General features: G+C 67.1%; 17 protein-coding genes. 14 read left to right on the forward strand and 3 right to left on the reverse strand.

Annotation, left to right across the window (positions count from 1 at the left end):
- Window positions 1–24: 24 nt before the first annotated feature.
- The 14 genes from uvrB (at window position 25) to iscX (ending at window position 11,661) form a co-directional block, all read left to right on the forward strand.
- Entirely contained in the window at window positions 25–2,109 is a 2,085-nt protein-coding gene (gene uvrB / locus AC3FMM_RS14930) for an excinuclease ABC subunit UvrB (protein ID WP_115708899.1), read from the forward strand.
- A gap of 92 nt (window positions 2,110–2,201) precedes the next feature.
- A complete protein-coding gene (locus AC3FMM_RS14935; RefSeq protein ID WP_115679900.1) occupies window positions 2,202–2,423 on the forward strand; it encodes a hypothetical protein in 222 nt (73 codons plus the stop codon).
- Window positions 2,424–2,463: 40 nt separating this feature from the next.
- Entirely contained in the window at window positions 2,464–2,706 is a 243-nt protein-coding gene (locus AC3FMM_RS14940; protein ID WP_062797958.1) for a hypothetical protein, read from the forward strand.
- Between the two features lie 95 nt (window positions 2,707–2,801).
- The gene (locus AC3FMM_RS14945) at window positions 2,802–3,287 is read left to right on the forward strand and encodes a low molecular weight protein-tyrosine-phosphatase (RefSeq protein ID WP_115679901.1); all 486 of its coding nucleotides are present in this window, start codon (window positions 2,802–2,804) and stop codon (window positions 3,285–3,287) included.
- Between the two features lie 81 nt (window positions 3,288–3,368).
- Window positions 3,369–5,465 (forward strand): site-specific recombinase, encoded by a 2,097-nt coding sequence (locus AC3FMM_RS14950; protein WP_488686880.1) that lies wholly within the window; start codon window positions 3,369–3,371, stop codon window positions 5,463–5,465.
- 119 nt (window positions 5,466–5,584) lie between these two features.
- Window positions 5,585–6,136, forward strand: a complete 552-nt coding sequence (gene iscR / locus AC3FMM_RS14955) for a Fe-S cluster assembly transcriptional regulator IscR (protein ID WP_012352431.1) — start codon at window positions 5,585–5,587, stop codon at window positions 6,134–6,136.
- Between the two features lie 52 nt (window positions 6,137–6,188).
- Window positions 6,189–7,412, forward strand: a complete 1,224-nt coding sequence (locus AC3FMM_RS14960) for an IscS subfamily cysteine desulfurase (RefSeq protein ID WP_269462417.1) — start codon at window positions 6,189–6,191, stop codon at window positions 7,410–7,412.
- 74 nt (window positions 7,413–7,486) lie between these two features.
- On the forward strand, window positions 7,487–7,885 hold the full coding sequence (gene iscU, locus AC3FMM_RS14965; protein WP_010809025.1) for a Fe-S cluster assembly scaffold IscU: 399 nt from the start codon (window positions 7,487–7,489) through the stop codon (window positions 7,883–7,885).
- A gap of 40 nt (window positions 7,886–7,925) precedes the next feature.
- Window positions 7,926–8,246 carry an iron-sulfur cluster assembly protein IscA gene (iscA, locus tag AC3FMM_RS14970; RefSeq protein ID WP_012352433.1) on the forward strand — a complete coding sequence of 107 codons (321 nt, stop codon included), beginning with the start codon at window positions 7,926–7,928 and terminating at the stop codon, window positions 8,244–8,246.
- A gap of 34 nt (window positions 8,247–8,280) precedes the next feature.
- The gene (locus AC3FMM_RS14975; protein ID WP_488686881.1) at window positions 8,281–8,505 is read left to right on the forward strand and encodes a DUF3565 domain-containing protein; all 225 of its coding nucleotides are present in this window, start codon (window positions 8,281–8,283) and stop codon (window positions 8,503–8,505) included.
- A gap of 55 nt (window positions 8,506–8,560) precedes the next feature.
- Window positions 8,561–9,079, forward strand: coding sequence for a Fe-S protein assembly co-chaperone HscB (gene hscB / locus AC3FMM_RS14980; RefSeq protein ID WP_115679905.1), 519 nt, complete (start codon window positions 8,561–8,563; stop codon window positions 9,077–9,079).
- 108 nt (window positions 9,080–9,187) lie between these two features.
- A complete protein-coding gene (gene hscA / locus AC3FMM_RS14985; protein ID WP_115708903.1) occupies window positions 9,188–11,053 on the forward strand; it encodes a Fe-S protein assembly chaperone HscA in 1,866 nt (621 codons plus the stop codon).
- Window positions 11,054–11,093: 40 nt separating this feature from the next.
- Window positions 11,094–11,432, forward strand: a complete 339-nt coding sequence (gene fdx, locus AC3FMM_RS14990; RefSeq protein ID WP_025582290.1) for an ISC system 2Fe-2S type ferredoxin — start codon at window positions 11,094–11,096, stop codon at window positions 11,430–11,432.
- Window positions 11,433–11,466: 34 nt separating this feature from the next.
- The gene (iscX, locus tag AC3FMM_RS14995; protein ID WP_012352438.1) at window positions 11,467–11,661 is read left to right on the forward strand and encodes a Fe-S cluster assembly protein IscX; all 195 of its coding nucleotides are present in this window, start codon (window positions 11,467–11,469) and stop codon (window positions 11,659–11,661) included.
- 144 nt (window positions 11,662–11,805) lie between these two features.
- Here the strand turns inward: iscX and lysS are convergent, their stop codons facing one another.
- From lysS to prfB, 3 genes are all read right to left on the reverse strand, one after another.
- A complete protein-coding gene (gene lysS / locus AC3FMM_RS15000) occupies window positions 11,806–13,359 on the reverse strand; it encodes a lysine--tRNA ligase (protein ID WP_111519650.1) in 1,554 nt (517 codons plus the stop codon).
- A gap of 48 nt (window positions 13,360–13,407) precedes the next feature.
- A complete protein-coding gene (locus tag AC3FMM_RS15005; protein ID WP_115679909.1) occupies window positions 13,408–14,166 on the reverse strand; it encodes an SDR family oxidoreductase in 759 nt (252 codons plus the stop codon).
- 100 nt (window positions 14,167–14,266) lie between these two features.
- Window positions 14,267–15,371, reverse strand: a protein-coding gene (gene prfB / locus AC3FMM_RS15010; RefSeq protein ID WP_111519652.1) for a peptide chain release factor 2 whose coding sequence is annotated in 2 segments (ribosomal slippage) — window positions 14,267–15,289 and window positions 15,291–15,371 — 1,104 coding nt in all. Because the reading frame shifts where the segments join, the coding sequence is not laid out codon by codon here.
- Window positions 15,372–15,465: the final 94 nt, after the last annotated feature.

Here is a 15,465-nt window from a genome sequence, read left to right on the forward strand (position 1 = left end):
AGGTATTTCCCTAGTCACGCCCCTATGACGAACCTTGCCGAAGCCGCGCCGGCCCTGGACGAAGACAAATTCGTCACATTTCCCGGTTCCCCGTTCCAGCTGTACCAGCCGTTCCCGCCCGCCGGCGACCAGCCCGAGGCAATCCGGCAGCTGGTGGAGGGGGTGGAAGACGGCCTGTCGTTCCAGACCCTGCTGGGCGTCACCGGTTCGGGCAAGACCTTCACCATGGCGAACGTGATCGCGCGCATGGGACGGCCGGCCATCGTGTTCGCGCCCAACAAGACGCTGGCGGCGCAGCTCTACGCGGAATTCCGCGAGTTCTTCCCGCGCAATGCCGTCGAGTACTTCGTCAGCTACTACGACTACTACCAGCCCGAGGCCTACGTCCCGCAGCGCGACCTGTTTATCGAGAAGGACTCGTCGATCAACGAGCATATCGAGCAGATGCGGCTGTCGGCGACCAAGAGCCTGCTGGAGCGCCGCGACACCGTCATCGTCGCGACCGTGTCGGCGATCTACGGGATCGGCAACCCGACCGAATACCACCAGATGATCCTGACGCTGCGGGCCGGCGACAAGATCAGCCAGCGCGACGTGATCGCGCGCCTGATCGCGATGCAGTACACCCGCAACGAGACCGACTTCCAGCGCGGCACCTTCCGCGTGCGCGGCGACACCATCGACATCTTCCCGGCGGAGCATGCCGAAATGGCGGTGCGGCTGGAGATGTTCGACGACGAAGTCGAGTCGCTGCATTTCTTCGATCCGCTGACGGGGCGGGTGCGGCAGAAGATCCCGCGCTTCACGGTCTACCCGTCGAGCCACTACGTGACCCCGCGCGAGACCGTGCTGCGCGCGATCGAGGCGATCAAGGACGAACTGCGCGAGCGGCTCGAGTTCTTCCACAAGGAAAACCGCCTGGTGGAAGCGCAGCGGCTCGAGCAGCGCACCCGCTTCGACCTCGAGATGCTGTCCGAGCTGGGCTTCTGCAAGGGCATCGAGAACTATTCGCGGCACCTCTCCGGCGCGCGTCCCGGCGACCCGCCGCCGACGCTGGTCGACTACCTGCCGCCCGACGCCCTGATGTTCCTGGACGAATCGCACGTGCTGATCGGCCAGCTCAACGGCATGTACAACGGCGACCGCGCGCGCAAGACCACGCTGGTGGAGTACGGCTTCCGGCTGCCGTCGGCGCTGGACAACCGGCCGCTCAAGTTCGACGAGTTCGAGCGCAAGATGCGCCAGGTGATGTTCGTCACGGCCACGCCGGCGCAGTTCGAGCGGGAGCACGCCGGCCAGGTGGTGGAGCAGGTGGTTCGCCCGACCGGCCTGGTCGACCCGGTCATCATGGTGCGCCCCGCGACCACGCAGGTGGATGACCTGCTGTCCGAGATCCACGCACGCGTCGGCGCCGGCGAACGCGTGCTGGTGACCACGCTGACCAAGCGCATGGCCGAGCAGCTGACCGAGTTCCTGACCGAGAACGGCGTCAAGGTGCGCTACCTGCACTCGGATATCGACACCGTCGAGCGCGTCGAGATCATCCGCGACCTGCGCCTGGGCACCTTCGACGTGCTGGTCGGCATCAACCTGCTGCGCGAGGGGCTGGACATCCCCGAGGTCTCGCTGGTGGCGATCCTCGACGCGGACAAGGAAGGCTTCCTGCGCGCCGAGCGCTCGCTGATCCAGACCATCGGCCGCGCTGCGCGCAACGTCAACGGCACCGCCATCCTGTACGCGGACCGCATGACCGACTCGATGAAGAAGGCCATCGACGAGACCGAGCGCCGCCGTGCCAAGCAGATCGCCTTCAACGAAGCCAACGGCATCACGCCGCGCGGCGTGGTCAAGCGCATCAAGGACATTATCGACGGCGTCTACAACGTCAGCGACGCCCGGGCCGAGCTGCAGGCGGCGCAGGAGCAGGCGCGCTATGAGGAGATGAGCGAAAAACAGGTCTCCAAGGAGATCAAGCGGCTGGAGAAGCTCATGCTCGAGCATGCGCGCAACCTGGAGTTCGAACAGGCGGCGCAGGTGCGCGACCAGCTGGCCAAGCTCAAGGCGCAGGTGTTCGGCGCGAGCGGCGAGGGCGCGCTGCCGCCTGCCTGATACGCCGCAACGCCGGGCGCGCGTCGCCTATAGTGAAATCCTCGGCGGCGCCAGCGCGGGGCAGGGCCACTGACCGCTGCGAAGGAGGCACGATGGAACGCCAGTTTGAATACGGCGGCTACGCGGTGGTGGTCACGGCGGTCCCGAATGCCGCCGGCGGCTTTGCCGCGCAGATGCGCATCGCCGACGCGTTCGGCGAACCGACCGGCCCGAGCTTCGAGGCAATCGCCGGCGACGCGCCCACCCCTGAGGCCGCCATCGCCATGGCGGAGGCCGGCGCCATGCGTGCGATCGACGCGGGCGAGGTCAGCTAGCGCGCCGGCGGGTACCCCCATTTCCCGTGGAGAAACCACAATGACCGACATCGGCGAATGGAAGAAGAAGGTCTATGAGACCCACGAAGTGCAAGTGCAGGTCAGGCAGCGTTCACAGAGCGAATGGTCGTACACGGTGCGCGTCTGCCGCCCCGGCACCAACATCCGGGCCGCCGGCACGCTGACCGACAGCTCGCGCATCACCGACCACTACAAGTCGGCCGAGGCCGCGCAAGTGGCCGGGTTTGCGCACGGCGAACGGCTGGCCAAGCAGCTCGCCTAGCGCCGCGCGCCGCCCAGCGCTGCGACACGCCGGGCCGGCGGCAAGGGCGGCAGGTAGAATCGCGCCTCCATGCCATCTTGCCAAGCCTTGATCCGATGAAGCCATATGCCATCCTGATGTGTTGCATGGGGAATATCTGCCGTTCCCCCACGGCGGAGGGCGTGCTGCGCGCCAAGCTCGACGCCGCCGGGCTCGCGCCGCTGGTGGAGCTGGATTCGGCGGGCACGCATGAATACCACCTCGGCCGCGCCCCCGATCCACGCACCCAGCGCCATGCGCTGCAGCGCGGCTATGACCTGTCGGCGCTGCGCGCGCGCAAGGTCGGCGTGCCGGACTTCGACCGCTTCGACCTGATCCTGGCGATGGACCGCGAGAACCTGGCCGGCCTGCTGCGGCTGCGCCCGGATGCCGGCGACAAGGTGCGGCTGCTGATGAGCTTCGCCACCCGCCACGATGCCGACGAGGTGCCGGACCCGTATTACGGCGAAGGCGATGGCTTCGAGCGCGTGCTCGACTATATCGAAGATGCCTGCGACGGCCTGGTGGCCGAGCTGCGCCAGCGTCTGCAGCCGGCCGGCTGAGCCGGGCCGCTGCGCAGTCTTTCCCGGCCCCGCCGCGGCGTCCTGCGCCCGCGGCCGGCGGCCCGCTCCCGACGAGAATCCATGCTTCGCAAACTGTTCCGCAAATGGCGCGAGTCGCGCAATGCCAGCCTGCAGCTCGACGCCATCCTGAGTGCGGCCGATCCGCAGGCGCCGCTGGCCGAGCGCAACGGCTGGCTGATCGAACTGGCCTTCTGGATCCGTCGCGACGGCGGCCTTGGCGCCGATGCCGACAGCCAGGAAGACGGCGCGCCGCGCCGCCATCCGGAGCACGTGCGCCTGCGCTACCTGCTGCAGGTGCTGGAGCGGCACCCGGACTGGGCCGCGCGCTTTGCGCGGACGGTGCGCAGCCTGCTGCGCGAGAACGACCCCACCGGCCTGTTCTGCGATACCGGCGTGGCACAGCATCCCGGCTTCGTCAGCGAAATGGTGAGCCGGCTCCAGAGCCGCTTCTTGCCGCCGCCGCCGAACCGCAGCGACATGGCGGCGCTGTTTGCGCTGGTGTTCGTCGGCGACGAGGACGCAGACTGGGTCGAGGCCATCGACGATGCGCTGATGGCGCGGCTGGCGCGCGTGCTCGAAAGCGGCCGCGCCGACGGCGAGGAAGCGGGCCTGGCGCGCTATCGCGAGGCGTTGGGCCAGACCCTGGCCACCAGCATCGCGGTGCTGGTCAGCCAGGTGCGCGCCACCGGGCTGAGCCAGGCGATACGCTCGCGGCTGGCGGGGCGTGTCGAGGACACCCCGTTTTTTCGCCTGGACGAGGCCATCCAGGCCTTGCGCGAGGACGGCCTGCGCCGCGACGACAACAGCTTCGGCCATCGCCTGAACTACTTCCGCGCGCTGCTCGACGGCTGCCACGCCGCCGCGCGCCAGGTGTACGAGGACCTGGAGGAAAACGGCGTGTCGGTCGAGGTGGTGTTCCAGATCGAGCGCATGAAGGTGCAGCTCAGCCGCATCGAGCTGCTGCTGGCGGCGTGGGTCGAGCCCGGCCGTCCCGGCATGCCGGCGCACCTGGTGGCCGAGCTGATCCGCTCGACCCAGGCGCGGCGCAGCATTGCGCATCTGGCGGGGACCTCGTTCGCGCAGCTGGCGCGCAAGGTGGTGGAGCGCTCGGCCGAGACCGGCGAACACTACATCACGCGCGACCGCCGCGAATATGCCGAGCTGGTGCGCGCCGCGGCGGGCGGCGGCCTGGTTTCGGTGGCCACGGTGTACCTCAAGTTCCTGATCTACGGGCTGCACCTGGACAAGTTCAGCGAAGGCGTGCTGGCCTCGCTCAACTATGCCGGCAGCTTCCTCGCCATCCATTTCGCCCACTTCACGCTGGCGACCAAGCAGCCGGCCATGACCGGGCCCGCGCTGGCGCACCGGCTCGATAACGCGGGGCGGCCGGAGGGGCGCGAGATCTTTGTCGACGACACCGTCGCCATGATCCGCTCCAACGCGGCGGCCATTGCCGGCAACCTGGCGGTGGTGTTCCCGGTGGCGCTGGGCGTGCAGTGGCTGGCGCACAGGTTGCTGGGTGCCAACCTGATCACGCCGGCCAAGGCGATCGCCACCATCGAGTCCTTTTCGATCCTGGGACCGACGCCGCTGTATGCGGCCTTCACCGGCGTGCTGCTGTGGCTGTCGAGCCTGTTCGCGGGCTGGGCGGACAACTGGTTCGCGCTGCACCGCGTGCACGACGTGATGGCTTACCACCGGCGCTTGCAGTATGTGCTGGGCGCACGCGGCGCCACCCGGGTGGCGGACTTCTGGAAACGCAACCTGTCGGGCATCGTCGCCAACGTGTCGCTGGGGCTGCTGCTGGGGCTGGGGCCGGAGATCCTGAGTTTCTTCGGCCCGCATATGGAAGTGCGCCATGTGACGCTGTCGACCGGGTCGGTGGGCGCGGCGATCGGCGTGCTGGGGTGGGATGCGCTGCGCATGCCCGCGCTGTGGCTGGCGGTGGCGGGCATTGCGCTGATGGGCATGCTGAACGTGGCGGTCAGCTTTGCGCTCGCATTCAATATGGCGCTGCGGTCACGCAATTTGCGGCGCATCGATCGCGCCGAGCTGAGCGCGGCCGTGCGGCGGCGCATCCTGAAGCAGCCGTTGTCGCTGCTGGTGCCGCCGCGCGCGGCACCCGCGCACGCGGCCGCAGGCGGGCGCCAGGCCTGAGGAGGGCGGTGGTGCGGTGCGGCAGGGGTAGTTGACTGAATTAGTCGGGTACCTTTATACTTGACGGAAACGATCAAGTATTCGCTTCACCCCCACGCTTCACCCCAGAGCCCTGCACCATGAGACTGACCACCAAAGGCCGCTTCGCGGTCACTGCGATGATCGACCTGGCCATGCGCCAGGACCAGGGACCGGTCACGCTCGCCGGCATCAGCCAGCGGCAGAAGATCTCGCTGTCGTACCTGGAGCAGCTGTTCGGCAAGCTGCGCCGGCACGAGATCGTCGAAAGCGTGCGCGGCCCGGGCGGCGGCTACAGCCTGGCGCGCAAGGCCGAGGACGTCACCGTGGCGGACATCATCATCGCCGTGGACGAGCCGCTGGATGCCACCCAGTGCGGCGGCAAGGGCAATTGTAACGGAGATGACGGCTCGGGGCGCTGCATGACCCACGAACTGTGGGCCACGCTGAACCAGAAGATGGTCGAGTACCTCGATTCCGTTTCCCTCAAGAACCTGGTGGACCAGCAGCGCGAGCGCCAGCCCGCCGTGCTGCACGACATGCGCGAAGACGCCGCGCAGCCGGTCGCCGCAGCGCGCGGCAAGGCCGACAAGCAGGAAAAGCCGGTCCGGGCCAGAATGGTGAATTCAGTTTTCAGCCTGGCGCAGTCCTGAGCGCGCCGGCAAGACAGCAACACAGCGATCAGCGGTCCCTTACAAGGCAGTCATAACGATGAGCACCCCACATTTCCCCATCTACATGGATTACTCGGCCACCACGCCGGTGGACCCGCGCGTGGCGGACAAGATGATTCCGTACCTGCGCGAGCAGTTCGGCAATCCCGCCTCGCGCAGCCATGCGTACGGCTGGGACGCGGAGCGCGCGGTGGAAGAGGCGCGCGAGCAGGTGGCCGCACTGGTCGGCGCCGACCCGCGCGAGATCGTGTGGACCTCGGGGGCGACCGAATCGGACAACCTGGCGATCAAGGGCGCCGCGAACTTCTATTCGGGCAAGGGCAAGCACATCATCACCGTGAAGACCGAGCACAAGGCCGTGCTCGACACCACGCGCGAGCTGGAGCGCCAGGGCTTTGAAGTGACCTACCTGGACGTGAAGGACAACGGCCTGCTCGACATGGAGGTGTTCAAGCAGGCGCTGCGCCCGGACACCATCCTGGTGTCGGTGATGCTGGTCAACAACGAGATCGGCGTGATCCAGGATGTGGAGCAGATCGGCGAGATCTGCCGCGAGAAGGGCATTATCTTCCATTGCGACGCCGCGCAGGCGACCGGCAAGGTGGTGATCGACCTGAACCAGCTGAAGTGCGATTTGATGTCGTTCTCGGCCCACAAGACCTACGGCCCCAAGGGCATCGGCGCGCTCTACGTGCGCCGCAAGCCGCGCGTGCGCATCGAGGCGCAGATGCACGGCGGCGGCCACGAGCGCGGCATGCGCTCGGGCACGCTGGCCACGCACCAGATCGTCGGCATGGGCGAAGCCTTCCGCATCGCCCGCGAAGAGATGGCAACCGAAAACGAGCGCATCCGCATGCTGCGCGACCGCCTGTGGAACGGCCTGTCGGACATGGAAGAGGTCTACCTGAACGGTGACCTGGAGCATCGCGTGCCGCACAACCTGAACGTCAGCTTCAACTTCGTCGAAGGCGAGTCGCTGATCATGGCGATCAAGGACGTGGCGGTGTCGTCGGGCTCGGCCTGCACCTCGGCCTCGCTGGAGCCGTCGTATGTGCTGCGCGCGCTGGGCCGCAATGATGAGCTGGCGCACAGCTCGATCCGTTTCACGGTCGGCCGCTTCACCACCGAGCAGGAAATCGACTACACCGTCGAGCTGCTCAAGAGCAAGATCGGCAAGCTGCGCGACCTGTCGCCGCTGTGGGAAATGTTCAAGGACGGCGTCGACCTGAATTCGATCCAGTGGGCCGCGCACTGAGCGCCTGAGCACCCGCGGGATCCCGCCAAAATAACAGCAAGACCCCCGTAAAAGATACGCAAGAGGTAAGCCAAATGTCATACAGCACGAAGGTTCTCGACCACTATGAAAACCCCCGCAACGTCGGTTCGTTCGACAAGAACGACGACGCAGTCGGCACCGGCATGGTCGGCGCCCCGGCTTGCGGCGACGTGATGAAGCTGCAGATCAAGGTCAACGAGGCTGGCGTGATCGAAGACGCCAAGTTCAAGACCTACGGCTGCGGCTCGGCCATCGCCTCGTCGTCGCTGGTGACCGAGTGGGTCAAGGGCAAGACCGTGGACCAGGCGCTGGAGATCAAGAACACCCAGATCGCCGAGGAACTGGCGCTGCCGCCGGTGAAGATCCACTGCTCGATCCTGGCCGAAGACGCGATCAAGGCCGCCGTCGAAGACTACAAGAAGAAGCACGGCGCCGAGCAGAAGGCCGCCTGACCTGTCGCACTGAGCACGGCACCGACGAAGGAACGCAACGATGATCACCATGACCGAGAAGGCCGCCAAGCATGTGGCGCGCTACCTGGAACGCCGCGGCAAGGGCGTGGGCCTGCGCCTGGGCGTCAAGACCACCGGCTGCTCGGGCCTGGCCTACAAGCTGGAATACGTCGACGAACTGCTGCCGGAAGACAACGTGTTCGAATCGCACGGGATCAAGGTCATCGTCGACGCGAAGAGCCTGCCGTATATCGACGGCACCGAACTCGACTACGCGCGCGAAGGGTTGAACGAAGGCTTCCGCTTCAACAATCCCAACGTCAAGGACGAGTGCGGCTGCGGCGAGTCGTTCACGGTCTGACCTACGCCAGCGCAGGCTGACGCCGGCGGGTCCGGTGGAGCGCAGCATCGTCGGCTTCCGCCGGGACGAGGAAGGCCACTGGGTGGCCGAACTCGACTGCGGCCATGGCCAGCATGTGCGGCACGACCCGCCGTGGCAGTCGCGGCCGTGGACGCAGAGCGAGGCGGGCCGCGCCGCCATGATCGGCACGCGGGTGAACTGCCTGAAGTGCGACCGCAACGAGCCGCCGGCCGAGTGGGCCAGCCAGCCCGTGCGGTAGCGGCGGCAGTACGGACGAAGGGCGGCGCGGCCGCTCTTTTTTCTTGGGGAAGCAGTTGAAAGACGATTTTTTTGCGCTGTTCGGCCTGCCGGTGCAGTACGGCGTCGACGAGGCCGCGCTGGACGCGGCCTACCGCACCGTACAGTCGCAGGCGCATCCGGACCGCTTCGCCAAGGCCGGCGATGCCGAGCGCCGCGTGGCGATGCAGTGGGCCGCGCATGCCAACGAAGCCTACCGCACCCTGCGCCAGCCGCTGCGGCGCGCGACCTACCTGCTCAAGCTGCGCGGCATCGACGTGCAGGCGGAGAACAACACCGCCATGTCGCCCGCGTTCCTGATGCAGCAGATGGAATGGCGCGAAGCGCTGCAGGACGCGGTGGAAGCGCGCGACGTGGACCGCCTCGATGCATTGCTGCGCGAGCTGCGCCAGGAGAAGCGCGAGCGCCACGCGGCATTGGGCGCGCTGCTCGATGCCGGCGACAACGACTCGGCCGGCGGCGCGGTGCGGCAACTGATGTTTATCGAGAAGATCGAGCACGATACCAGCGAGGCCATCGACCGGCTGGAAGACTGACCGGCAAGATCGCCGGGGCCATGACACAATGGCGCCCGGCCTGAGAACCGCGCCCATGCCGCCCCGCATGGCGGTTTCCCCTGCCGTACAAGACAGCGAAGAATTACCATGGCACTGCTCCAGATTTCCGAACCCGGCATGTCGCCGGCGCCCCACCAACGCCGCCTGGCGGTCGGCATCGACCTCGGCACCACCAACTCGCTGGTGGCCGCGGTGCGCAGCAGCATTCCCGAAGTGCTGGCCGACGAGCGCGGCCGCGCGCTGCTGCCCTCGGTGGTGCGCTACCTGCCTGACCGTACCGCGCATATCGGCTACCGGGCCCAGGACGAAGCGGTGCGCGACCCCAAGAACACCATCGTCTCGGTCAAGCGCTTCATGGGCCGCGGCCTGCGCGACGTGGCCAATATCGAGCACAGCCCGTACGACTTCGTCGATGCGCCCGGCATGGTGCAGATCAAGACCGCGGCCGGCGTGAAGAGCCCGGTGGAGATCTCGGCCGAGATCCTGGCCACGCTGCGCCAGCGCGCCGAAGACAGCCTGGGCGACGACCTGGTCGGCGCCGTCATCACGGTGCCGGCGTATTTCGACGAGGCCCAGCGCCAGGCGACCAAGGACGCCGCGCGCCTGGCCGGCCTGGAAGTGCTGCGCCTGCTCAACGAGCCCACCGCCGCGGCCATTGCCTACGGCCTCGACAACGCCGCCGAAGGTATCTATGCCGTGTATGACCTCGGCGGCGGCACCTTCGATATCTCGGTGCTCAAGCTCACCCAGGGCGTGTTCGAAGTGCTGGCCACCGGCGGCGATTCGGCGCTGGGCGGCGACGACTTCGACCAGCGCCTGCTGTGCTGGATCGTCGAGCAGGCCAACCTGCAGCCGCTGTCGGCGCAGGACATGCGCCTGCTGATGGTGCGCGCGCGTGCGGCCAAGGAGGCGCTGTCGGAAGCCGACAGCACGGTGATCGACGCGGTGCTGGAGTCCGGCGAGATCGTGCACCTGACGCTGACCGACGAAACCTTCGAGCAGATCACCGCCCACCTGGTGCAGAAGACGCTGGCTCCGGTGCGCAAGGCGCTGCGCGATGCCGGCGTGGGCGCCGACGAGGTCAAGGGCGTGGTGCTGGTCGGCGGCGCCACGCGCATGCCGTCGATCCGCAAGGCGGTCGGCGATTTCTTCGGCCAGACTCCGCTCACCAACCTCGATCCGGACCGCGTGGTGGCGCTGGGCGCCGCCATGCAGGCCAACCTGCTGGCCGGCAACCATGCCCCGGGGGAAGACTGGCTGCTGCTCGACGTGATCCCGCTGTCGCTGGGCGTCGAGACCATGGGCGGCCTGGTCGAGAAGATCATCCCGCGCAACAGCACCATCCCGGTGGCGCGCGCGCAGGAGTTCACCACCTTCAAGGACGGCCAGACCGCGATGGCGATCCACGTGCTGCAGGGCGAGCGCGAGCTGGCCAGCGACTGCCGTTCGCTGGCGCGCTTCGAGCTGCGCGGTATCCCGCCGATGGTGGCCGGCGCGGCGCGCATCCGCGTGACCTACCAGGTGGATGCCGACGGGCTGCTGTCCGTGACCGCGCGCGAGACGCATTCGGGCGTGGAAGCCTCGGTCACGGTCAAGCCGTCGTACGGCCTGGCCGACGACGATATCGCACGCATGCTGCAGGACAGCTTCCGCGAGGCCGAGCACGACATGAAGAGCCGCGCGCTGGCCGAGGAACGGGTCGAGGCCGACCGCCTGGTCGAGGCCACCGAGCGTGCGCTGCAGACCGATGGCGACCTGCTGTCGGCCGAGGAGCGCGCACAGGTCGAAGCGCTGATCGCCGGCGTGCGCGAGATCGCCCGGGGTGAAGACCACCTGGCGATCCGCGCCACGGTGGAAAAACTGTCGCACGGCACCGACGAATTCGCCGCCCGCCGCATGGACCGCTCGATCAAGAGCGCACTGGCGGGGCGCAAGGTACAGGAGCTGGGCTGATCACCGCGCCTGCACCGCACTACAGAACCCAGGAAACGACATGCCACAGATCATTGTTTTGCCCCACGTCGAATACTGCCCGGAAGGGAAGGTGATCGAAGCCGAGAAGGGCGTCAGCGTCCTCGACTCCCTGCTTTCCCACGGGATCGATCTCGAGCACGCGTGCGAGAAATCCTGTGCCTGCACCACTTGCCATGTGATCGTGCGCGAGGGCTTCGACTCGCTCAACGAGGCGGAAGAGAAGGAAGAGGACCTGCTCGACAAGGCCTGGGGCCTGGAGCCCAATTCGCGCCTGTCGTGCCAGGCCATCGTCGACGAGGAAGACCTGACCGTCGAGATTCCCAAGTACACCATCAACCACGCCAAGGAAGGCCACTGAGCGGCCGGCACAGACCCCAGCGGAGAACAAGCCCATGAAGTGGACCGATACCTACGCCATCGCCGAAGCGCTGTACGACAAGTTCCCGGAGGTCGACCCGGCCGGCGTGCGTTTTACCGACCTGCGCCGCTGGGTGCTGGAACTCGACGGCTTTGCCGACGATCCGGCGCGCTCGGGCGAGAAGATCCTGGAGGCGATCCAGCAGGCGTGGATCGAGGAAGCGGAATGAAATCCTAATATTAGGAAGAAACAAAAAGGCCGGCTTGATGCCGGCCTTTTTGTTTTGGAGCTGCTACACGGCCCTGGTCGCCTGCTGGTTTGCTCCCTCTCCCGCAAGCAGGAGAGGGGATCAAACCAGCGACGTTGCAGTGCCTCAGTCTTCCTTGCGCAGGTGCGGGAACAAAATCACGTCACGGATATTCGGGCTATCCGTCAGCAGCATCACCAGGCGGTCGATGCCGATGCCGCAGCCGCCCGTCGGGGGCATGCCGTATTCCAGCGCGCGGATATAGTCGGCGTCGAAGTACATCGCTTCCTCATCGCCGGCGTCCTTCTGCTCGACCTGCTTGCGGAAGCGGTCGGCCTGGTCTTCGGCGTCGTTCAGCTCGGAGAAGCCGTTGGCAATCTCGCGCCCGGTGATAAACAGCTCGAAACGCTCGGTGATGCCCGGCACCGTGTCCGAGGCACGCGCCAGCGGCGAGACCTCGACCGGGTAGTCGACGATAAAGGTCGGCTCCCACAGCTGGCTCTCGGCGGTTTCCTCGAACAGCACCAGCTGCAGCGTGCCCAGCCCGGCATTGAGGAACTGCGGCGCGTTGGTGTTGACGCCGAACTTCTTCAGTTCGGTGCGCAGGAATTCGGCATCGCCGAGCTGCGCGTCGGTGTACTGCGGCGCGAACTTCTGGATCGCCTGGCAGATGGTCAGGCGGTGGAACGGCTTGGACAGGTCCAGCTCCCGGTCCTGGTACGTCAGCACGGCGCTGCCGCGCGCGTCGATCGCGGCCTTGCGGATCAGGTCTTCGGTGAAGTCCATCAGCCAGCGGTAGTCGGTGTAGGCCGCGTAGAACTCCATCATGGTGAACTCGGGGTTGTGGCGCGGGCTCACCCCCTCGTTGCGGAAGTTGCGGTTGATCTCGAACACGCGCTCGAAGCCGCCGACGATCAGACGCTTCAGGTACAGCTCGGGCGCGATGCGCAGGAACATCTGCATGTCCAGCGCGTTGTGGTGCGTGATGAACGGCTTGGCCGCGGCGCCGCCCGGGATCGGGTGCAGCATCGGCGTTTCCACTTCCATGAAGCCGGCGTCGGCCATATGGCGGCGCAGCGACGAGATCGCGTCGGTACGGGCGCGGAAGGTGTTGCGCGTTTCCGGCGACACGATCAGGTCGACATAGCGCTGGCGGTACTTCATTTCCTGGTCGGCCAGGCCGTGGAACTTGTCCGGCAGCGGGCGCAGCGACTTGGACAGCAGGCGCAGCTCGCGCACCTGCACCGACAGTTCGCCCTTGTTGGTGCGGAACAGCTCGCCGCGGGCGCTGATGATGTCGCCCAGGTCCCAGTGCTTGAACGCGGCGTAGACCTCTTCGCCGACCTTGTCGCGGGTGATGTAGAACTGGATCTGGCCGCTGCCGTCCTGCACGGTGGCGAAGCTGGCCTTGCCCATCACGCGCTTGAGCATCATGCGGCCGGCGATGGCAACCTCGACCGGCGCGGCCTCGAGCGTGGCCTGTTCGGTGTCGGCGTACTGCGCCTGCAGCGCGGCGGCCTGGTGGGTGGGGCGGAAATCGTTGGGGAAGGCCACGCCTTGCTGGCGCAGCGCGGCCAGTTTCTCGCGCCGCTCCGCGATGATCTTGTTTTCGTCGACGGCGGGCGTGTCGGCGGCGGCCTTGTTCTGCGCCGGGGCCTGGGCGCGGTTCGGTTCGGTCATGATGTCGTGTCGGTCGCGCGCGGTGCCGCGCGCGGGTTCAGTATGGCTTCAGTAGTTGCGGAGATCGTCCAGCTCGGTGCTGCCGAAATCCGGGCGGTGCAGGTAAGCGACGATGCGGCCCGCGGTTTCCTCGGCCGAGGCGAGCTGCTGGTTGGCCTTGAGCTCGCGGAAGCGCTGCACCTGGGCAAAATCGGCATTGCGGATGGTGGCCTGCATGCCGGTATCGATCACGCCCGGCGCCAGCGCCACCGCGCGCACGGTGCGCGGCGCCTCGGCCTGTGCGTATTCGGCGTTGACCGAGCGCATGAACATGTCGAGCCCGGCCTTGCCGGCGCAATAGGCGCTCCAGCCTTCGATCGGGCGCCGTGCCGCGCCGGAGGAGATCGCCAGCACCTTGCGGGGGCAGCCGAACTTCTCGGTGCGCTCCAGGAACGCCGCGGTCATGGTCATCGGCGCCGCCAGGTTGGTCAGCAGGTGCGGCACCAGCGATTTTTCCTGAAGCGCCGCGACCGGCCCGATCGGCTCGACCACGCCGGCGTTCAGGATCAGCGTGGCGCTGGTCGGCGGCAGGTCGAGCGTGTCGAGCACGCTGGCGAGCCAGGTGGCGGCAGGGCCGGCCTGCGACAGGTCCTGCAGGTGCCAGGCCACCGGCACGCCGCTGAGCGTGGCGATGCGCTCCAGCTCGGTGTTGCGGCTGCGCGCGACGCAGATCAGGCGGTTGCCCGGCACCAGCAGGGCGTTGGTCAGTGCCGCGCCCAGCCCGCGCGAGGCGCCGGTGATGATGTACAGGTGATTGGCTTCGCTCATGGTGCCCCGGTCGGAAAGGCCGTCGTGCCGGCAAGGCGCGGGCGGCGGTACAGCGATGGATGGGTTGCTGTGCCGCCGCCGGCCGGCGGCGGGTGCGGTCTCAGAGTCCCTGCTTGAGGCTGGCCTCGATGAACGGGTCCAGGTCGCCGTCCAGCACCTTCTGGGTGTTGGACATTTCCACGTTGGTGCGCAGGTCCTTGATGCGGCTCTGGTCCAGCACGTAGGAGCGGATCTGGTGGCCCCAGCCCACGTCGGTCTTGCCGGCCTCGAGCTTGTCGGCCTCGGCCTGGCGCTTGCGCATCTCGTGCTCGTACAGGCGCGACTTCAGCATCGACATGGCCTCGGCGCGGTTGCGGTGCTGCGAGCGGTCGTTCTGGCACTGCACCACGATCCCGGTCGGGATATGCGTGATCCGCACAGCCGAATCGGTCTTGTTGATGTGCTGGCCGCCCGCGCCCGAAGCGCGGTAGGTATCCACGCGCAGGTCCGCCGGGTTGATCTCGACCTCGAACGAATCGTCCACCTCCGGGTAGACGAACACCGACGAGAACGAGGTATGGCGCCCGCCCGACGAATCGAACGGCGACTTGCGCACCAGGCGGTGCACGCCGGTCTCGGTACGCAGGTAGCCGAATGCGTACTCGCCCTCGATCTTGATGGTCGCGCTCTTGATGCCGGCCACGTCGCCTTCGGACTCTTCCAGCACCTCGGCCTTGAAGCCCTTGCGCTCGCAGTACTTCAGGTACTGGCGCAGCAGCATCGAGGCCCAGTCGCACGCTTCGGTGCCGCCGGCGCCGGCCTGGATGTCGATGAAGGCGTTGGCCTGGTCCATCTCGCCGGCGAACATGCGGCGGAATTCCATGTCGGCCACCACCGCCTCGAAGCCCTTGACGTCGGTCTCGATCGATTCGAGGGTGTCGTCGTCGCCTTCTTCCTTGGCGAGCTCGAACAGCTCTTCCGCACCGACGAGGTCATCGGTGAGCTTGCCCAGGACGCCGACCACGCCCTCGAGCATCTTCTTTTCCTTGCCGAGGTCCTGGGCCCGCTTGGGGTTGTTCCAGACGTCGGGGTCTTCCAGCAGGCCGTTGACTTCGTCCAGCCTTCCTACTTTGACATCGTAGTCAAAGATACCCCCGTAGATCTTCCGTCCGGGAACGGAGATCGGAGATGGCACCGGAGATGGCGTTGAGGCGTTCTGCTTCCATGATGTTCCTGCGCTTCGAAAACCTCGAATTATAGCGGATCGGCGCGGCAGATCGGGGCTTGCGGGCCGCCACGGCGGCGCCCCGAACCGAACGC

This window comes from Cupriavidus sp. 207A1, from assembly GCF_057798955.1.